Origin of the sequence: Paenibacillus nuruki, assembly GCF_963311185.1 — a bacterium.
In the GTDB taxonomy this organism is placed as follows: domain Bacteria; phylum Bacillota; class Bacilli; order Paenibacillales; family Paenibacillaceae; genus Saccharibacillus; species Saccharibacillus nuruki.
Genome location: NZ_OY725677.1, coordinates 4339297 through 4353439, shown reverse-complemented (window position 1 = coordinate 4353439; position 14143 = coordinate 4339297). Strand labels below are relative to the sequence as shown.

Sequence of the window (14143 nt, the reverse complement as noted above, 5' to 3'; positions counted from 1 at the left end):
TTGTTGGTTGGAGTGTGGTGATTTAATACGCTTCTGCCGCTGTTGGGCTCATCGTTAAAGACAGATCGAGGTTGCCATTTCTGCACCGGATCGCATCTAGAAATTCTTTCTGGTTGGTGACTTGATTCATCGTAACCAGATAGACCAGTTCATACAGACTTCCAAGCTCGGTCGTTCTAATTTTTTTCAAATCATACTGTACGTTAAATTGGTTGAAAACTTCAGCAAATGCTTCATCATACGCTAAATTTTCAGGAATCGTGACTTTGAGTGTTTTTTGCAATTTTTTGCTAACGCCAAATTTGAAGCGATTTAACACAAACATCATCACACATAGAATGATAGTAAATAGTACTGCATAACCGAAATACCCTGTACCACAAGCAAGTCCTGCTGCCATTGTGAACAATACATAAGCGATATCTTTCGGATCGCCAGGAGCACTTCTAAAGCGAATAATCGAGAAGGCGCCCGCAAGACTGAACGCTCTTGCGATATTGCTACCGATCAATAAAATGATGATAGCGACGATGACAGGAAGCAGTACCATCGTTAACGTGAAATTCTGTGAGTACCCGCTCGGGTTGGTTTTCATATACGTAAAGCTAATCAATCCGCCTAGAACAATAGCGACAAATATTGTGAGTAACGAAGTGGTTAACGTTAGGTCTGTTGTCGTTGTAGCCGCAGTTAGTAATGAATCAAGCATAAAGAATGCTCTCCTTTTCAGTTGGAATCGTTTCTACAGGTTGGTTTAATCTTGATTTCAATAGTTGTTTGTATTCGTTGCCGTATTTAGAAAAGCTGGTACGGTACATCTGATGCTCGGACAACTTTTGCGATAACCATAATGGAATTGTTTTTTCCGCTTTTACTTCCATCAGCCATTGTCCTTTGTCCATCAGTTGGTCGCCATAATCGCCTTGTTCTAATTTCAGATCGTAGCGTCGGGTACGGATATTGCTATCAAATGTAATTCGTAGATCACGATTGTGCTTGCTGAATAACGCTTTGCGATCATAGGAGAGGTACAATTTAGGTTCCAGATCGTAGATTTGCAAAAAGTAAGTCAGTTCATTCAGTACCTGCTGATTCATATACTCTTGATACAGTGGAGCAATACCGGTACGAACAAATTCATACGCTTCATCTAGCTTTAACGCTGTACGGCGTTTGTTCACCAGTCCCATCACTTTCTTTTTGATCTCTAGATATACTTTGGCATGTTCACCAGGAACACCATAAGCGCGTAAGCGCAATTTTTCTTTATATTTGGGTTTGGAAAGACTCATCCGAATCAAGGAATCATGCGGTGTATCAAAGTACAGATTGCTAATCGAGTAGAAATCATGTTGCTTGCAATATTCATCGACTTCCATATGCTCCAATAATTCGTTATACAATTTGAAGTAAGACTGAGTGTCCATCAAATATTTACTTTCGTAGCGGTTAAATACTTCGATTGCCATGTGGATCATTTCCTTTCATGTATACATGTGTTAGGTTTTTATTTATTGGTTTGTTTGGTTGTAGTGGTGTGCCTCGCTTGCTTATATTTGAATCTTACAGCCCTAACCTTTAGTGAATCTTAAATGTTTTACATTGCGAAAACATTTCTACAAAACACAAAAAAAGCCATGACGCATATAAGCGCACATGGCAATAATGAATAATCTATATAATTCGCTTCTATAAGAAGAATAAAGTCAGCCTTGTTTTATTTTTAATATAAATCGCTGCTTGTAATCGATCCATGCACAATCTTCTGTCCATAATGTACATCCCTGATCATTATAGATATAGAATTGTCGATCTTCACTTCCCAGACGCTGATCTATTGTAACGATTCCTTCTTCTATCATCGTAACCACTCCTTGAGGTTGCAAAATCTCAGCAATCTGCTCGCCTGTGTGTAACTTATACAATCGAGTCGATGTATCCGACTTACGAGTAGCATAAAAGATTTGGTTCAGATGATATAATTTGTTATACACATGTGGATAACTAATATATTCAGTCTTTTGGTTATCCACAGTGTATAACATGACTAGAGAATCTTCTGTATCAAATCGTTCTAGTAAAATGATTAATTGCTGATCCAATATAAGCAAATCTGCAAAAGCTTCATGACTTTGAGAAGAATGTATAACAAAATCACTCAAGTCTATATCACTAGATTGAACGTTGGAGATAAATTTATCGACTGCAATCACTATTAATTGCTCTACTTCTGGACGGTTATATTCCCAATCTATTTTTCGTTCATGTACCATATGTTCACCTGTCTTGATTAGCAGATATTCTGTTCCATTGCAGTTGAATCCCATAATACAATCTATATTTCGAATCATATCATTAGGTACAAAAGGAATCATCGTCTGCTCTAGTGCATCGATCAACGCATAGTTATAACCTCTTTGTTGACCTGGCAACAAATAAGCGATCAGCGCATACCGCTCATTTAGTGAATAGAAATGATGTACAGACCATACACGATTGATCGACGGTTCATAAGCATCACTGATATCTTGGGTGAATACAAGCTGATCGACTTCTGCTTCAAGATCACGTTTATAACAGTACAGCATACGATAATCATCGCTATAGGCTAGATAGAATAAAGTACTTGTGTTCTGACTGCTACTTAGATTTAATACTTTGTATTGCGGAAAATAATATGTACTTACTTCACCTGTTTGGGCATCACAACTTAGAATTCCTTTATATAGAAACAGATCTTCGATATGTAGATCAAAATCAAAATCGTCTGGAGACATGTCTACGTATTTCTTAATCGTAAATAATTGCATCGTCTGGTACATGAAATGAAGCTGTCTATACTCATATTCTTTAGGCATGTTTATTGTAACAGTACGCATTGTTGGTTTACTCATATAAGCCCACCTTCTTAGATATATTCAAATTTGGCGCAGATCTGGTCGATACAGTAATAAGGTTTAAGATTGGCTAAAGCTTTGACCATTATTATTAATGTATCATAGAACAACAACTAAAGGGTGATCACCATTATGCGAATATTAATAGTAGAAGATGAACTTCATTTGGCAGAAGCGTTAACACAAATTTTGAAAAAAAATCATTATTCCGTCGATGCGGTACATGATGGACGGACAGGGCTAGATTATGCCCAGACCGGTATCTATGATCTGCTCTTACTGGATATTATGATGCCTGAAATGGACGGCATAAGTGTTCTCAAAACGTTGCGTCAGCAAGGAGTCGCAACACCTGTTATTTTGCTAACTGCCAAAGGGGAAATTACAGATAAAGTGATCGGACTGGATTATGGCGCAGACGATTATATCGCCAAGCCTTTTTCAGCAGAAGAATTACTGGCACGTATTCGGGCTGCACTCCGCCGTAAAGGAGAAGTTTTACCGGAAGAAGGACTGATATTTGGAGATATTCAATTAAATACAGCCAATCTCAAGTTATCCGTTAATGGCAAAGAAATGAAGCTAAATTTGAAAGAAAATGAGTTGCTCGAATTGCTCATTACCCGCAAGCAAGGAGTGACTTCCAAAGAGCAGATTATTGAAAAGTTATGGGGATTCGATTCCGATGTAGAGTACAACAATGTGGAAGTGTATATTTCTTTTTTACGTAAAAAGCTCAACTTTCTGCACTCTCAAGTCAAGATCAGTACGATTCGTGGGGTCGGTTATGTATTAGAAGAGGTGACTTCCTGATGTTCAACAAGCTTCGTAATCGATTTCTGATTGTTAATCTTGTCACGATCTCGGTATTAATGCTACTTGCATTTGCTTCGATCTATACGATTACCTACCGTAATGCTCAAAATGATATTCGTAGTGAATTATCTCGAATTGCTACTATTTATCCTCGCAATGCTGGTAATGGACAGATGCCACCTAATCAGGGTGGCATGAACAATACAGGCGGTATGAATAATAACGGTCAACCTAATGATAATACCTTTACAGAACGCTCGTTATCTTTTTCCATTGAGACGGATAGCAATTGGAATATGACAGCCGCTCATTCTCCCTTTGAAATGGATAGCACTTTGTATCAATCGGCACTGACTGAAGCCAAAACAATCAACAAAGATAATGGACAATTTAAGCTAGATAGTAGTGATTGGGCCTTTATCAAGCAACCTACAGGTTCAGGGTACAAATTGATTTTTCTCGATATTACCGCTCAACAAGATATTTTACGAAATCTGATCTATACTTTTGCGGCTGTCGGCTTGATTATGTTAGTCGCGTTATATTTCACCAGTCGATTTTTTGCGAACCGTTCGATTCAACCTGTCAAAGAAGCTTTTGATAAACAAAAACAGTTTATTGCGGATGCTTCTCACGAACTCAAAACACCGCTGGCTATTATCAATACCAATGCAGATGTTCTTCTATCCAATCGTGAAGAAACGATCGAAAGTCAGGCAAGATGGCTAGAGTATATCAAGTTAGAAACAGAACGCATGGCTCGCTTAACCAATGATCTTCTTTACCTCACCGAAATGGAAGGTTCTCGTACACAGATGGTCTATACGCCTTTCGATCTTAGTGAAACGACAGAGCGTATTATCTTAACGATGGAAGCTGTTATTTTTGAAAAAGAACTCACTCTTGATTATCATATTGAACCGAATCTTAGGATCAACGGTAGTCAGGAGCAAATTCATCAAGTGATTATGATCTTACTGGATAATGCTATTAAATACGCCAATGCTCAGGGTACGATTACTATTATGCTCAAACGCCAACCACATGAAGTATCGCTGACAGTGACCAATACAGGCGAAGGTATCGCACCAGAGCATCTTACTCGTATCTTCGACCGCTTTTACCGTACAGACACTTCGCGTGCTCGTAAGCAAGGTGGCTATGGCTTAGGGCTTGCTATTGCTAGCTCTATTGTCGATCAGCATAGTGGAAAGTTGTATGCGACCAGTACAATCGGCGAATCGACTACATTTCATTTGCAATTACATGCGATCTAACTAGTCAATTGAGTCATCTAGATGTACACAATAATAATCATATTCATTACTTATCACTAAAAGCGATCACTACAAAAGTGACCGCTTTTTTTATTAATCTATCAAACGTTGAGGATCATGACTTCGAGTTTGCCGGAACTGTTTATTTGTCCATTCTGCGTAGGAAGAATGAGTGTTTAGTAATTCTTCATGCCGTCCTGTACCTGTAATCTGTCCAAACTCCAAAACGACAATCTGATCTGCATTCGTAATCGTTGAAAGTCTATGGGCGATAACAATCGTTGTACAACGGCTCATCAAATGCTCTAAAGCTTGCTGAACTTCATGCTCCGAATCACTATCCAGACTCGCTGTGGCTTCATCAAGTAGCAGAATATCTGGCTTACGCAGTAAAGCACGAGCGATAGCAATCCGCTGTTTCTGACCGCCTGACAATCGGATTCCTCTTTCACCGACTTCGGTATCATAACCTTTAGACAATGAAGTAATAAAATCGTGGGCATATGCCTGTTGGCTTGCCTCTATCATCTCTGCTTCTGTTACCGTATCTATACGTCCATATATAATATTGTCACGGATCGTTCCATCCACTAACGGACTTTCTTGAGAAACATAACCGATTTTACTGCGAAAAGAAGCAATATCGAAATCGGTAATTGATCTTTCACCATAAGTGATCAACCCTTTGTCAGGTACATAAAATCGTTCAAGTAGCGAAAATATAGTCGTTTTCCCACTACCACTAGGGCCTACTAATGCGGTAACTTGTCCAGCATGCATATATATATTAATCCCTTTTAAAATAGGTTCTTCAGAGGAGTAAGCGAACTCCACATTGTGAAAGACAATATCTTGCGTAAGGATAGGCATAATAGCACCTTTCTCATCGTGTTCATCTTCAACTTCTGCTTCCAGAATCGGTTTTAAGCGTTCTACTGCTCCTGATACTTTCTGCAAGTTAGAATAAAAAGTAGCGAATGTATTAATCGGAAGCATAATCTGAAATAAAAGTAATACAAAAGATACAAGCACTCCTGTGCTTAAAGCGCCCGAAGATACACGCATACCTCCATAAGCAACAACAGTCGTAAGTAGTACAATCATAATCATCGACATTAGCGGTGAAAGAACAGCATAGACTTTTGCTTCTTTCATACTCAATTCAAATAAATGATCTACTTTATCAAATCCATTTTTTTCTTCACGCTTTTCCGCATTTGAATACTTCACTAATCGAATTTCTCCAATAACCTGAGTCAATACGGAAGCAAACTGTCCCAACTGCTCGTACATATTCATCGAAATTTTGTACATTTTTCCGCCTATTGGCATAATAACCGCTGCACCCAGTGGAGCGGCTAGCAGAACAACCAACGTCAAACGCCAATCTAGCCAGAACAGAATGACCAGTGCGCCAATGACGGTCAGTACATTGGAGAAAAAAGAAATCAGATGTTCTGTAATCAACGTACGAATCTCGTCGGTATCTCGACTGATTCGGCTCATTACATCTGCTGATCGGTGATTATCAAAAAAGTGAACAGGCAATGCTAACGTTTTGCTCCATAATCGCTTACGTAACATTGTAACTGTGCGATTGCCTGCATAAGCTAACATATAATAGGAAACCCCTGTCGTTAATGCTTCCATCAGGAATACGCCAACAAGTAGGATAATCAATAATCCATTAATTCCACCTGTACTAAATTGGTCAATAAATCTGCCTGTCATCACTGGCCAAACGAGACCAATCATTGAAGATGCAATACTGAGAAGCGCAGCGATACTCAGTATTTTTTTAGGCATGCCCGTCGTACTTAACAATTTGTACAAATAGCGAAGCATTGACTTGTTGATGGGTCCTGCGGGCAATTCTTTTTCAAACGGTGCTTCCATAGTTCAATATCCTCCCACAACCGGTTTACTTCGTGAGTATTTTTTTAAAAGTTAACTCAAAAATAACACCGTCTTCTACGTTTCTCACATTATACTCACACTCATGTAATTCCAAAATTCGTTTAACAATCGCTAGTCCTAGACCTGTACCTCCACTTTTCCGATCTCTGGAAGCTTCTACACGAAAAAAGCGTTCCCAGATTCGCTTTAGATAATCGTCTGGAATTTGATCGCCTTTGTTATAAATAGAATACAGACACGTTTGTTCTGTTCCCAAAATATGAATTTCTATCGTGCTACCTTTTTCGGCATGGCGGATCGCATTAGTCATCAAGTTCAACAACACTTGCTCGATCTTGACTGGATCGACATTGATTTCTGTCTCCTGTTTGTACACAAGATGTGCAGAAAGTTCTTTTTCGTCCATTTGATAAGTCAGCTTCTCCAACATGTCTTGAGTAAGTTCACTGAGTAGTACAGGCGACTTATACAACTTCACTGCTGATGATTCTAAGCGCAAAAGGTCAAGCATATCTTGAACCAGTTGTTCCATTTTGGCGCTTTCCTCCAAAATAACTTCCACATAATGCTCCTGACGGCCCACACTAATTCCATCACGTATTCCTTCTGCAAAACCGCGTACAATACTGATTGGGGTTTTCAATTCATGTGAAGCATTGGCAAAAAAGTCCTTTTGTAGTTGCTCCATCTGTTTATTCTGTATAATTTCTTTTTTTAATTGAACATTGGCTTTGTTAAGCTCATCTAACGTCATATTTAATTTGCCGGATAATTCAAATAAAGTCCCAGATAAATTCCCTAATTCATCTTTGCGTGGTAAAGGCTTCTCGCCTGTAAAATCAAGTTCTTTCATTTTGTGTGCTTGTTTGTTTAGCATAAGAAGAGGACGGGTCACCAGACGAGAATACAGTACAGAAAGGAGTAAAATTAGAATAAAGCCTCCAGCGCCCAAATAAGCATAAAATAATCGAAGTGCACTATTTGTTTCTTTGATCTCCTGAAGTGAAGTCACAAGAAAGAGTAATTCGATGTTGCCGTTTTGTTCACGTAACGGCTGGATTAAAATACCACTTCGGCTTCCACTAAATGGATTTTTCCACTTGAGTTCTACCTGTTCCATTCTTTTCAAGCGATCTATATACGTCTGTTCTAATGGGAAAAATTCATCGACAGTTACATAAAGAAGCCCTAATCGCTGTTCTGTTTTGACTACACTAGGTAAGCTGATAGAAATGATTTTGCCCTGAACGGCATCTTCTGAACTTTGCTGTTCATTTACACCTACATCTTTTCCATCACTTGTTTGAATATAGTAAGGATAGAATGTTCGACTGTTTGAACTTTCACCAAATTCACCATACATTTTGAGTTCTGTTCCAACAGCAAGATTCAATTTTTTAAATTCTGCTCCGTACGCACTGACGATGTAGTATAAGGAGACATCCACTTCTGTGCCGTCTTTTTGAATCAAGCGCATACGATAAGGATCATTGACTGTCATATTCCCATCAAAATCCGTCAGTGCAAAGTTCATCTCTCTTTTATGCGATTGCAGGATGGAAGAAGAACCTGTCTCACGAAGCGCAGTAGGATCTTTTTGATATATTGAAGTCAGCTCAACTGCATTCTTTTCGAGCTGAATCATTTTTTGATGTTCATAAAACTCTGGAAACACCAAAATTTGGCTAACCAGAACAATCACATAAAACAGAACGAAAATAGATGCTGTAGCTAAAAATAATTTAGTGGTGATCCCTGTTCTTTTCATACGGATTCCTCAAATGTATATCCCACACCAAATACCGTACGTATACAATCAGCGGCAACGCCCATCTTACTACGTAACTTTTTGATATGTGTATCTACAACCCGTTCATCTCCTTCATATTCCGCTCCCCAAATCGATCTCAATATCGTATCCCGAGGAAGAACAATACCTTTATTGCGAAGTAATAGCTGTAAAATTCCATATTCTTTAGGTGTTAAGTCAAATATGCCGTCTTTTCGTTCTAATCTATGAGTTAAGGTATTCAGTACCACGTCCAAACCGATTGGAGTATGAGCAGAAACAAGCTGACCATCGACTCTTCGCATTAGTACCTCTGCTTTGGAGACTAACACTTTAGGGCTAAACGGCTTGGTGACATAATCATCCGCTCCTAATTCGTAACCTTCTATTTGCCTTTCGTCGCCAGATACTGCGGTTAGAATAATAATCGGTACATTGGAATATTGCCGAATTTTCCGACATAGTTCCCAACCATTCATTTCTGGCATCATAAGATCAAGAATGACTAGATCAGGCATCTTCTCTTCAAATACATACCATCCCTCTACTCCATTTTCTGCTTGAAATACGATCCAATGTTCATTACTAAAATAATCTGATATTAATTCACGTATACGATGTTCGTCTTCTACGATTAAAACCTTTTTAGTCAATATAATGTACTTCCTTTCTTCAAAAGACATAAAATAAGTATCAAGCTATTTGAAGTGTGTAGCGCACTTTATCCATTGTTTGCATATCCTAATACTCTACCTATTAGAATAAAAATCAAGCACCAAAATAAAGCTCCTAGAGAAGCGAATAGACTATACTTACGTAGTGGCATTTTGGTAATTCCACACAAATAACAAGTCACATGTCTAAACCCTGGAATAAAATAACCAAACATAATAGATAAAGGGCCATATTTATTCATCCATTGCTCAGCTTTCGCAATTCGATGCGGTTTCAAACCGACCCACTTCCCATAGCGATTAAGAAAAGGACGACCTGCTTTTTTTCCAATCCAATAACTGATCATCATCCCGCTCATCGCTCCTGCAAAACTAAAGAAAAGAGCATAAGGGAATTTCATCGTTCCAATCGTAGTTAAATAACCAACGGTAGTCATTAGCAATTCATCAGGCACTGGTAGCCCAACGATTCCTAAGGTTAACAGACCGTATATCGCCAGATAGCCGTAATCTGATAAAAATTGAAGCATTGTAGACATTAACAGTCCTCCATCGCTTCAGACTTTACTTTTTTGAGACTCGGAAAATAAAATGGACTGACCATCAGTATGCCGATCAATACTATTCCAACCATAGCAACTAAAGGATATACATAAATAGTGAGAAGTATAGACAGTACAGCAGCTACGGGTGTCGGCATGCCTACAAAAACAGTCATATGACTTTGTCTTACATTAAAGCGTGCTAATCTGAGAGCACTGCAACATACATAAAATAAACAGCAGACTGCACCAACGACATGTATCTCATGTAGGGATACGACATATGCAAAAATAGCAGGAGCAACTCCAAACGTGATCAGATCTGCTAATGAATCCAACTCTTTTCCGAATTCGGATGTTGCATGAAGTATTCTTGCACAGTACCCATCAAGGAAATCACAGACTAAGCCTACTACGATAAGCAGTACTGATATTTCAAATTGTTCTTGAGATATTAAAAGGATAGCGGCAAAACCTGATAGCAAATTGCCCAGCGTAAACAGGTTAGGAAGCATTTTTTTCATCGTGATCACACTCCAGCTCGTTTAATAAATATCAAACCTTTCTATATCCACTCGGATGACCCTAGTTTAATGTATCTTGAAGTTGTGTTTTTTTTAAGTCTTTGGCACAACAAAAAAAAGAGTGTCAAAGACTTCTCATAGAGAAGGTTTTGACACTCTTTAATAATTGGATATATACGTATTAGATAGGAATATACATTTCCGTTAAAAACAGATCCCTTCTTTATTGAGAAGGCACTTCAGCTGTCTCTAGATTATCTTTTTCGAGCATAATGGATTGTCCATCTGTAATCCCTTTACCGAAAAATTGTTTTAACCATTTCAGTGCAGGACGCTCTGTGCCATTGGCATTTAATAAATGGGTGTTAGGCTCCCATGTCTGTCCTTCAATGTATCCCCATAATGTAACTCCTTTAACCGAAGGATGGTTCCAAAGTACAGGGAATTTTTCTTTATAACGAGCCAGTTGGGTTGCGTCGTCACCTGTCATATCCAGTTCAGATACGTAGATCGGTAACCCTGTAGACCCTAATTTATTCAGTACTGTCGTCATGGTACTGGTCGAAACGTTATTCATATTAAAATGGTGACATTGAATACCGATACCGTCGATTAACCCGCGACTTTTGAGAATATTAATAATTTTCACATATTGATCGGCTAGATTAGGATCGCTAATGACTCCATATTCATTAATTAACAATTTGGAATTAGGAAATTGTTGTCTCGCTTGTTGGAAAGACCATACAATCCAGTCCCAGCCTGTCGATCCACTTCCACCGATCGCATTACTGTAAGATGGCTTGGCATGAAATGGCTCATTGACTACATCAACAAAAGCGGATTTTGAATACTTTTGACCTGCTAACTGAATCCACTGAGTCACTTCCGCTTTCTGATCTGCGGCAGACAGACCACTCACCCATGCAGGTTCCTGACTTCCCCAGACTAATGTATGAAATTTAAAAGGATACCCTTTGCTTTGTGCATAATTGTAAGCCATATCCGCTTGTCCCCAGTTCATCGCATTCCGATTACCTTCGACAGCTCCCCATTTCGTCGAATTTTCAGGAGTGACTTGATTCCAATAATTGCCGTAACTTGCCGGTACATTTCCTGCAATAATATTACCTAGAAATTTACTCCCGCTGGTTAGACTGGCATAACTGTACTCTGCAAAAGTCGATGTACACAATACCCCTGTTAATGCGACTGTTCCAATCACTTTCCATAGGCTTGATTTTGACATCTTATTTCCTCCTTTTGACTCCATAGATAGTAGACGTACGTTCTCATCGCAAAAATTACCAAAATTTTATATAAGCGCTTACATTTGTAAGTGTAACAACTTATCTCTGGATTTTCGCTATAAACATAAGGAAATAATGTAATATGCCAAATAACGATATAACAAAAAAAGAGAAAGCAGTAGATATGCTTTCCCTTTAATGAAGTAAAATGTTAAGAACGAACCGATTGGACAGCCTGATCCAAAGCTGTAATCACTTTATTACACCATGTATCAAATTCAGGATCTTCTTTTTGCAATTCAGGGTGACTTAGAATGTGATCGACGACTTGCTTCACCCCTTGATCGAAACGAGTTGTAGCTACAAAATCAGGCACTAAGCGTTTGAGCTTACTATTGTCAAAAACCACAGAATTGGCTTTATCTCCAAGTAGGCTTCCACGATAATCTTCAGTACTGCAAGCATCCAAGAATGTAGAAGACACATACACCGCATTAAGCTTCACACCTAGTGCATCGGCAACTGCATGATAAATCTGATTCCAGGTTAACGATTCATCCGATGTGATCTGCACCGCTTCCCCGATTGCCTGTATATTTCCCATCAATCCGATAAATCCTTTGGCAAAATCGGTATTATGCGTCATCGTCCAGAGCGACGTACCATCTCCATGAATAATAACCGGTTTGTTTTCGAGCATTCGCTTAGCGACTTGCCAGCTTCCTTCGCTACCGTGTACACCCATTGGAATCGAGCGTTCATCATACGTATGACTTGGACGCACGATCGTGATCGGGAATTGCTGTTCGCGATACATTTTCATTAGATAATCTTCACAAGCTATTTTATTACGAGAATATTCCCAGTATGGATTGGACAAAGGAGTGCCTTCATTAATACGATAATCCGCAGGAGGAGACTGATAAGCAGAGGCTGAACTGATAAAAATAAATTGCTTCGTTTTGCCTGCAAATAAACTATAATCCCGTTCTAATTGAGTAGGTTCAAACGCAATAAAATCAGCCACAACATCAAATTCTAGATCAGCAATCAGTTCTGCGACTTGTTGCTCGTCATTAATATCTGCTTGCAAAATATGGGCATTGTCAGGCAAATCTTGATTACGGTTCCCCCGATTCAGCAAATACAATTCACAATCGGTAGTTAATAATTGCTGAGTAATCGCTGAACTGATAATACCTGTGCCTCCAATAAATAGCGCTTTCATAAATACACCTCCGTGACAAAGTAGCCTATCTATACAGTAATAACCCTAAATCTCCTTTACGATACCATTTCTCAGATAAGCAAACAAATGATATCGCTCTATAAACGATAGCTATTATTTTTCAAAATTTGAGGTGAAAAGGTTATAATGCTGTATCATCCCTACTATTTTGGGTAATGGTAATTGATGTCGAATTATTTTTTATTTTGCGAAATTGCTTAAATGCACTTATATAAATTGTAGAGGAGAATCCATCTCATGAAGGCAACGATCATTATTAATCCATCTTCGGGTAAAGAACAAGCCTTAGAATATGTCAAAAAGGCAGAGGATATTCTTAGTGAGCAAGGATATCATGTCACAGTAAATGAGACTGCCAAAGAATTAGATGCGACTCAATTCTGCACAGACGCTTGCAAAGAATGCCATGATCTAGTCGTGTCGATCGGCGGAGATGGTACACTGCATGAGACCATCAATGGACTTATGGATCAAGAACACCGTCCGAAGCTTGCTGTGATTCCACTGGGAACGGTGAATGATTTTGCACGTGCTCTTCAGATTCCACTTAATCCTGATCAAGCGATTGAGACACTACGCTCTTCCAATGTTAAAACGGTAGATATGGGTCAATTGAATGATCAATTATTTGCAAATGTAATTGCTGCGGGTTCATTGGCAGAAGCTTTATCGTCTGTTCCTTCTGAAGATAAATCCAAATTAGGTGCTTTTGCTTATTTTAGAGATGGTATGAAAGAGTTAATGAGCAATTCGGCATCCCCTTTAAAAATCGAATATGATGGTGAAGTGTGGGAAGGAGAAGCTCCTCTTTTTCTAGCCGCACTCACGAATTCTGTCGGTGGTTTTGAAAGTATGGTTCCTGATGCTGAAGTAGATGATGGATTATTGCATTGCTTTATTATGACCAATCTCAATATGTTCAATACGTTAACCGCCGGATTATCTTTATTACTTGGTAATCTGAAAGGTCATAAAGATGTTATCTATTTTACGGCTAAACATGTAAGAGTCAGTTCAACCGAACCTGTAAAAACGAATGTCGATGGCGAAGAAGGGCCTTCTTTACCTGTTGATCTACGTATTATCCCGGGTCATATTCGTGTCGTTGTCCCAGAAGAAGCTTAATGTCAACAGGGTCTTAAGACGATCCAATACATGTTACAACATATATCTCTACACATAAAAATCACCGATGACGTATACGATAT

Annotated in this window: 13 protein-coding genes; 3 read left to right on the top strand and 10 right to left on the bottom strand. The window is 38.8% G+C overall.

Annotated elements, in window-relative coordinates:
- Positions 1–22: 22 nt before the first annotated feature.
- The 3 genes from RCP16_RS19315 to RCP16_RS19305 all read right to left on the bottom strand — a co-directional run bounded on the left by RCP16_RS19315 (position 23) and on the right by RCP16_RS19305 (position 2894).
- The gene (locus RCP16_RS19315; protein WP_137224681.1) at positions 23–709 is read right to left on the bottom strand and encodes a DUF4956 domain-containing protein; all 687 of its coding nucleotides are present in this window, start codon (positions 707–709) and stop codon (positions 23–25) included.
- Entirely contained in the window at positions 702–1469 is a 768-nt protein-coding gene (locus RCP16_RS19310) for a polyphosphate polymerase domain-containing protein (protein ID WP_069326486.1), read from the bottom strand. The genes RCP16_RS19315 and RCP16_RS19310 overlap by 8 nt, the downstream gene beginning before the upstream one ends.
- 237 nt (positions 1470–1706) lie before the next feature.
- A complete protein-coding gene (locus RCP16_RS19305) occupies positions 1707–2894 on the bottom strand; it encodes a hypothetical protein (protein ID WP_273592803.1) in 1188 nt (395 codons plus the stop codon).
- A gap of 135 nt (positions 2895–3029) precedes the next feature.
- On the opposite strand from RCP16_RS19305, the gene RCP16_RS19300 reads away from it, so the two are divergent.
- A complete protein-coding gene (locus RCP16_RS19300) occupies positions 3030–3710 on the top strand; it encodes a response regulator transcription factor (RefSeq protein ID WP_137224687.1) in 681 nt (226 codons plus the stop codon).
- Positions 3710–4990, top strand: coding sequence for a sensor histidine kinase (locus RCP16_RS19295; protein ID WP_308641076.1), 1281 nt, complete (start codon positions 3710–3712; stop codon positions 4988–4990). Before RCP16_RS19300 ends, RCP16_RS19295 begins: the two co-directional genes overlap by 1 nt.
- Positions 4991–5083: 93 nt before the next feature.
- On the opposite strand, the gene RCP16_RS19290 is transcribed toward RCP16_RS19295, so the two are convergent.
- From RCP16_RS19290 to RCP16_RS19260, 7 genes are all read right to left on the bottom strand, one after another.
- Positions 5084–6886, bottom strand: a complete 1803-nt coding sequence (locus RCP16_RS19290; RefSeq protein WP_371748128.1) for an ABC transporter ATP-binding protein — start codon at positions 6884–6886, stop codon at positions 5084–5086.
- 25 nt (positions 6887–6911) lie between these two features.
- A complete protein-coding gene (locus tag RCP16_RS19285; RefSeq protein ID WP_308641075.1) occupies positions 6912–8675 on the bottom strand; it encodes a sensor histidine kinase in 1764 nt (587 codons plus the stop codon).
- Positions 8672–9349, bottom strand: a complete 678-nt coding sequence (locus RCP16_RS19280) for a response regulator transcription factor (RefSeq protein WP_069326481.1) — start codon at positions 9347–9349, stop codon at positions 8672–8674. The genes RCP16_RS19285 and RCP16_RS19280 overlap by 4 nt, the downstream gene beginning before the upstream one ends.
- Before the next feature lie 68 nt (positions 9350–9417).
- On the bottom strand, positions 9418–9909 hold the full coding sequence (locus RCP16_RS19275) for a DedA family protein (RefSeq protein ID WP_137224695.1): 492 nt from the start codon (positions 9907–9909) through the stop codon (positions 9418–9420).
- Positions 9909–10436, bottom strand: a complete 528-nt coding sequence (gene pssA, locus RCP16_RS19270) for a CDP-diacylglycerol--serine O-phosphatidyltransferase (RefSeq protein ID WP_273592808.1) — start codon at positions 10434–10436, stop codon at positions 9909–9911. Before pssA ends, RCP16_RS19275 begins: the two co-directional genes overlap by 1 nt.
- 223 nt (positions 10437–10659) lie before the next feature.
- Positions 10660–11685: an endo-1,4-beta-xylanase gene (locus RCP16_RS19265; RefSeq protein WP_083243357.1), complete on the bottom strand. Its 1026-nt coding sequence runs from the start codon at positions 11683–11685 to the stop codon at positions 10660–10662.
- Positions 11686–11897: 212 nt separating this feature from the next.
- On the bottom strand, positions 11898–12914 hold the full coding sequence (locus tag RCP16_RS19260) for an SDR family oxidoreductase (protein ID WP_308641074.1): 1017 nt from the start codon (positions 12912–12914) through the stop codon (positions 11898–11900).
- A gap of 258 nt (positions 12915–13172) precedes the next feature.
- Between RCP16_RS19260 and RCP16_RS19255 the strand changes: the two genes are divergently transcribed.
- Positions 13173–14060 carry a diacylglycerol/lipid kinase family protein gene (locus RCP16_RS19255; RefSeq protein WP_069326477.1) on the top strand — a complete coding sequence of 296 codons (888 nt, stop codon included), beginning with the start codon at positions 13173–13175 and terminating at the stop codon, positions 14058–14060.
- Positions 14061–14143 lie beyond the last annotated feature (83 nt).

What these genes read in the sequence shown, in the direction of transcription:
- RCP16_RS19260 (WP_308641074.1), bottom strand. Translation starts at nt 12,914, where the DNA reads ATGAAAGCGCTATTTATTGGAGGCACAGGTATTATCAGTTCAGCGATT.
- RCP16_RS19275 (WP_137224695.1), bottom strand. Translation starts at nt 9,909, where the DNA reads ATGTCTACAATGCTTCAATTTTTATCAGATTACGGCTATCTGGCGATA.
- RCP16_RS19285 (WP_308641075.1), bottom strand. Translation starts at nt 8,675, where the DNA reads ATGAAAAGAACAGGGATCACCACTAAATTATTTTTAGCTACAGCATCT.
- RCP16_RS19305 (WP_273592803.1), bottom strand. Translation starts at nt 2,894, where the DNA reads ATGAGTAAACCAACAATGCGTACTGTTACAATAAACATGCCTAAAGAA.
- RCP16_RS19295 (WP_308641076.1), top strand. Translation starts at nt 3,710, where the DNA reads ATGTTCAACAAGCTTCGTAATCGATTTCTGATTGTTAATCTTGTCACG.
- RCP16_RS19315 (WP_137224681.1), bottom strand. Translation starts at nt 709, where the DNA reads ATGCTTGATTCATTACTAACTGCGGCTACAACGACAACAGACCTAACG.
- RCP16_RS19300 (WP_137224687.1), top strand. Translation starts at nt 3,030, where the DNA reads ATGCGAATATTAATAGTAGAAGATGAACTTCATTTGGCAGAAGCGTTA.
- RCP16_RS19265 (WP_083243357.1), bottom strand. Translation starts at nt 11,685, where the DNA reads ATGTCAAAATCAAGCCTATGGAAAGTGATTGGAACAGTCGCATTAACA.
- RCP16_RS19255 (WP_069326477.1), top strand. Translation starts at nt 13,173, where the DNA reads ATGAAGGCAACGATCATTATTAATCCATCTTCGGGTAAAGAACAAGCC.
- RCP16_RS19310 (WP_069326486.1), bottom strand. Translation starts at nt 1,469, where the DNA reads ATGGCAATCGAAGTATTTAACCGCTACGAAAGTAAATATTTGATGGAC.
- pssA (WP_273592808.1), bottom strand. Translation starts at nt 10,436, where the DNA reads ATGAAAAAAATGCTTCCTAACCTGTTTACGCTGGGCAATTTGCTATCA.
- RCP16_RS19290 (WP_371748128.1), bottom strand. Translation starts at nt 6,886, where the DNA reads ATGGAAGCACCGTTTGAAAAAGAATTGCCCGCAGGACCCATCAACAAG.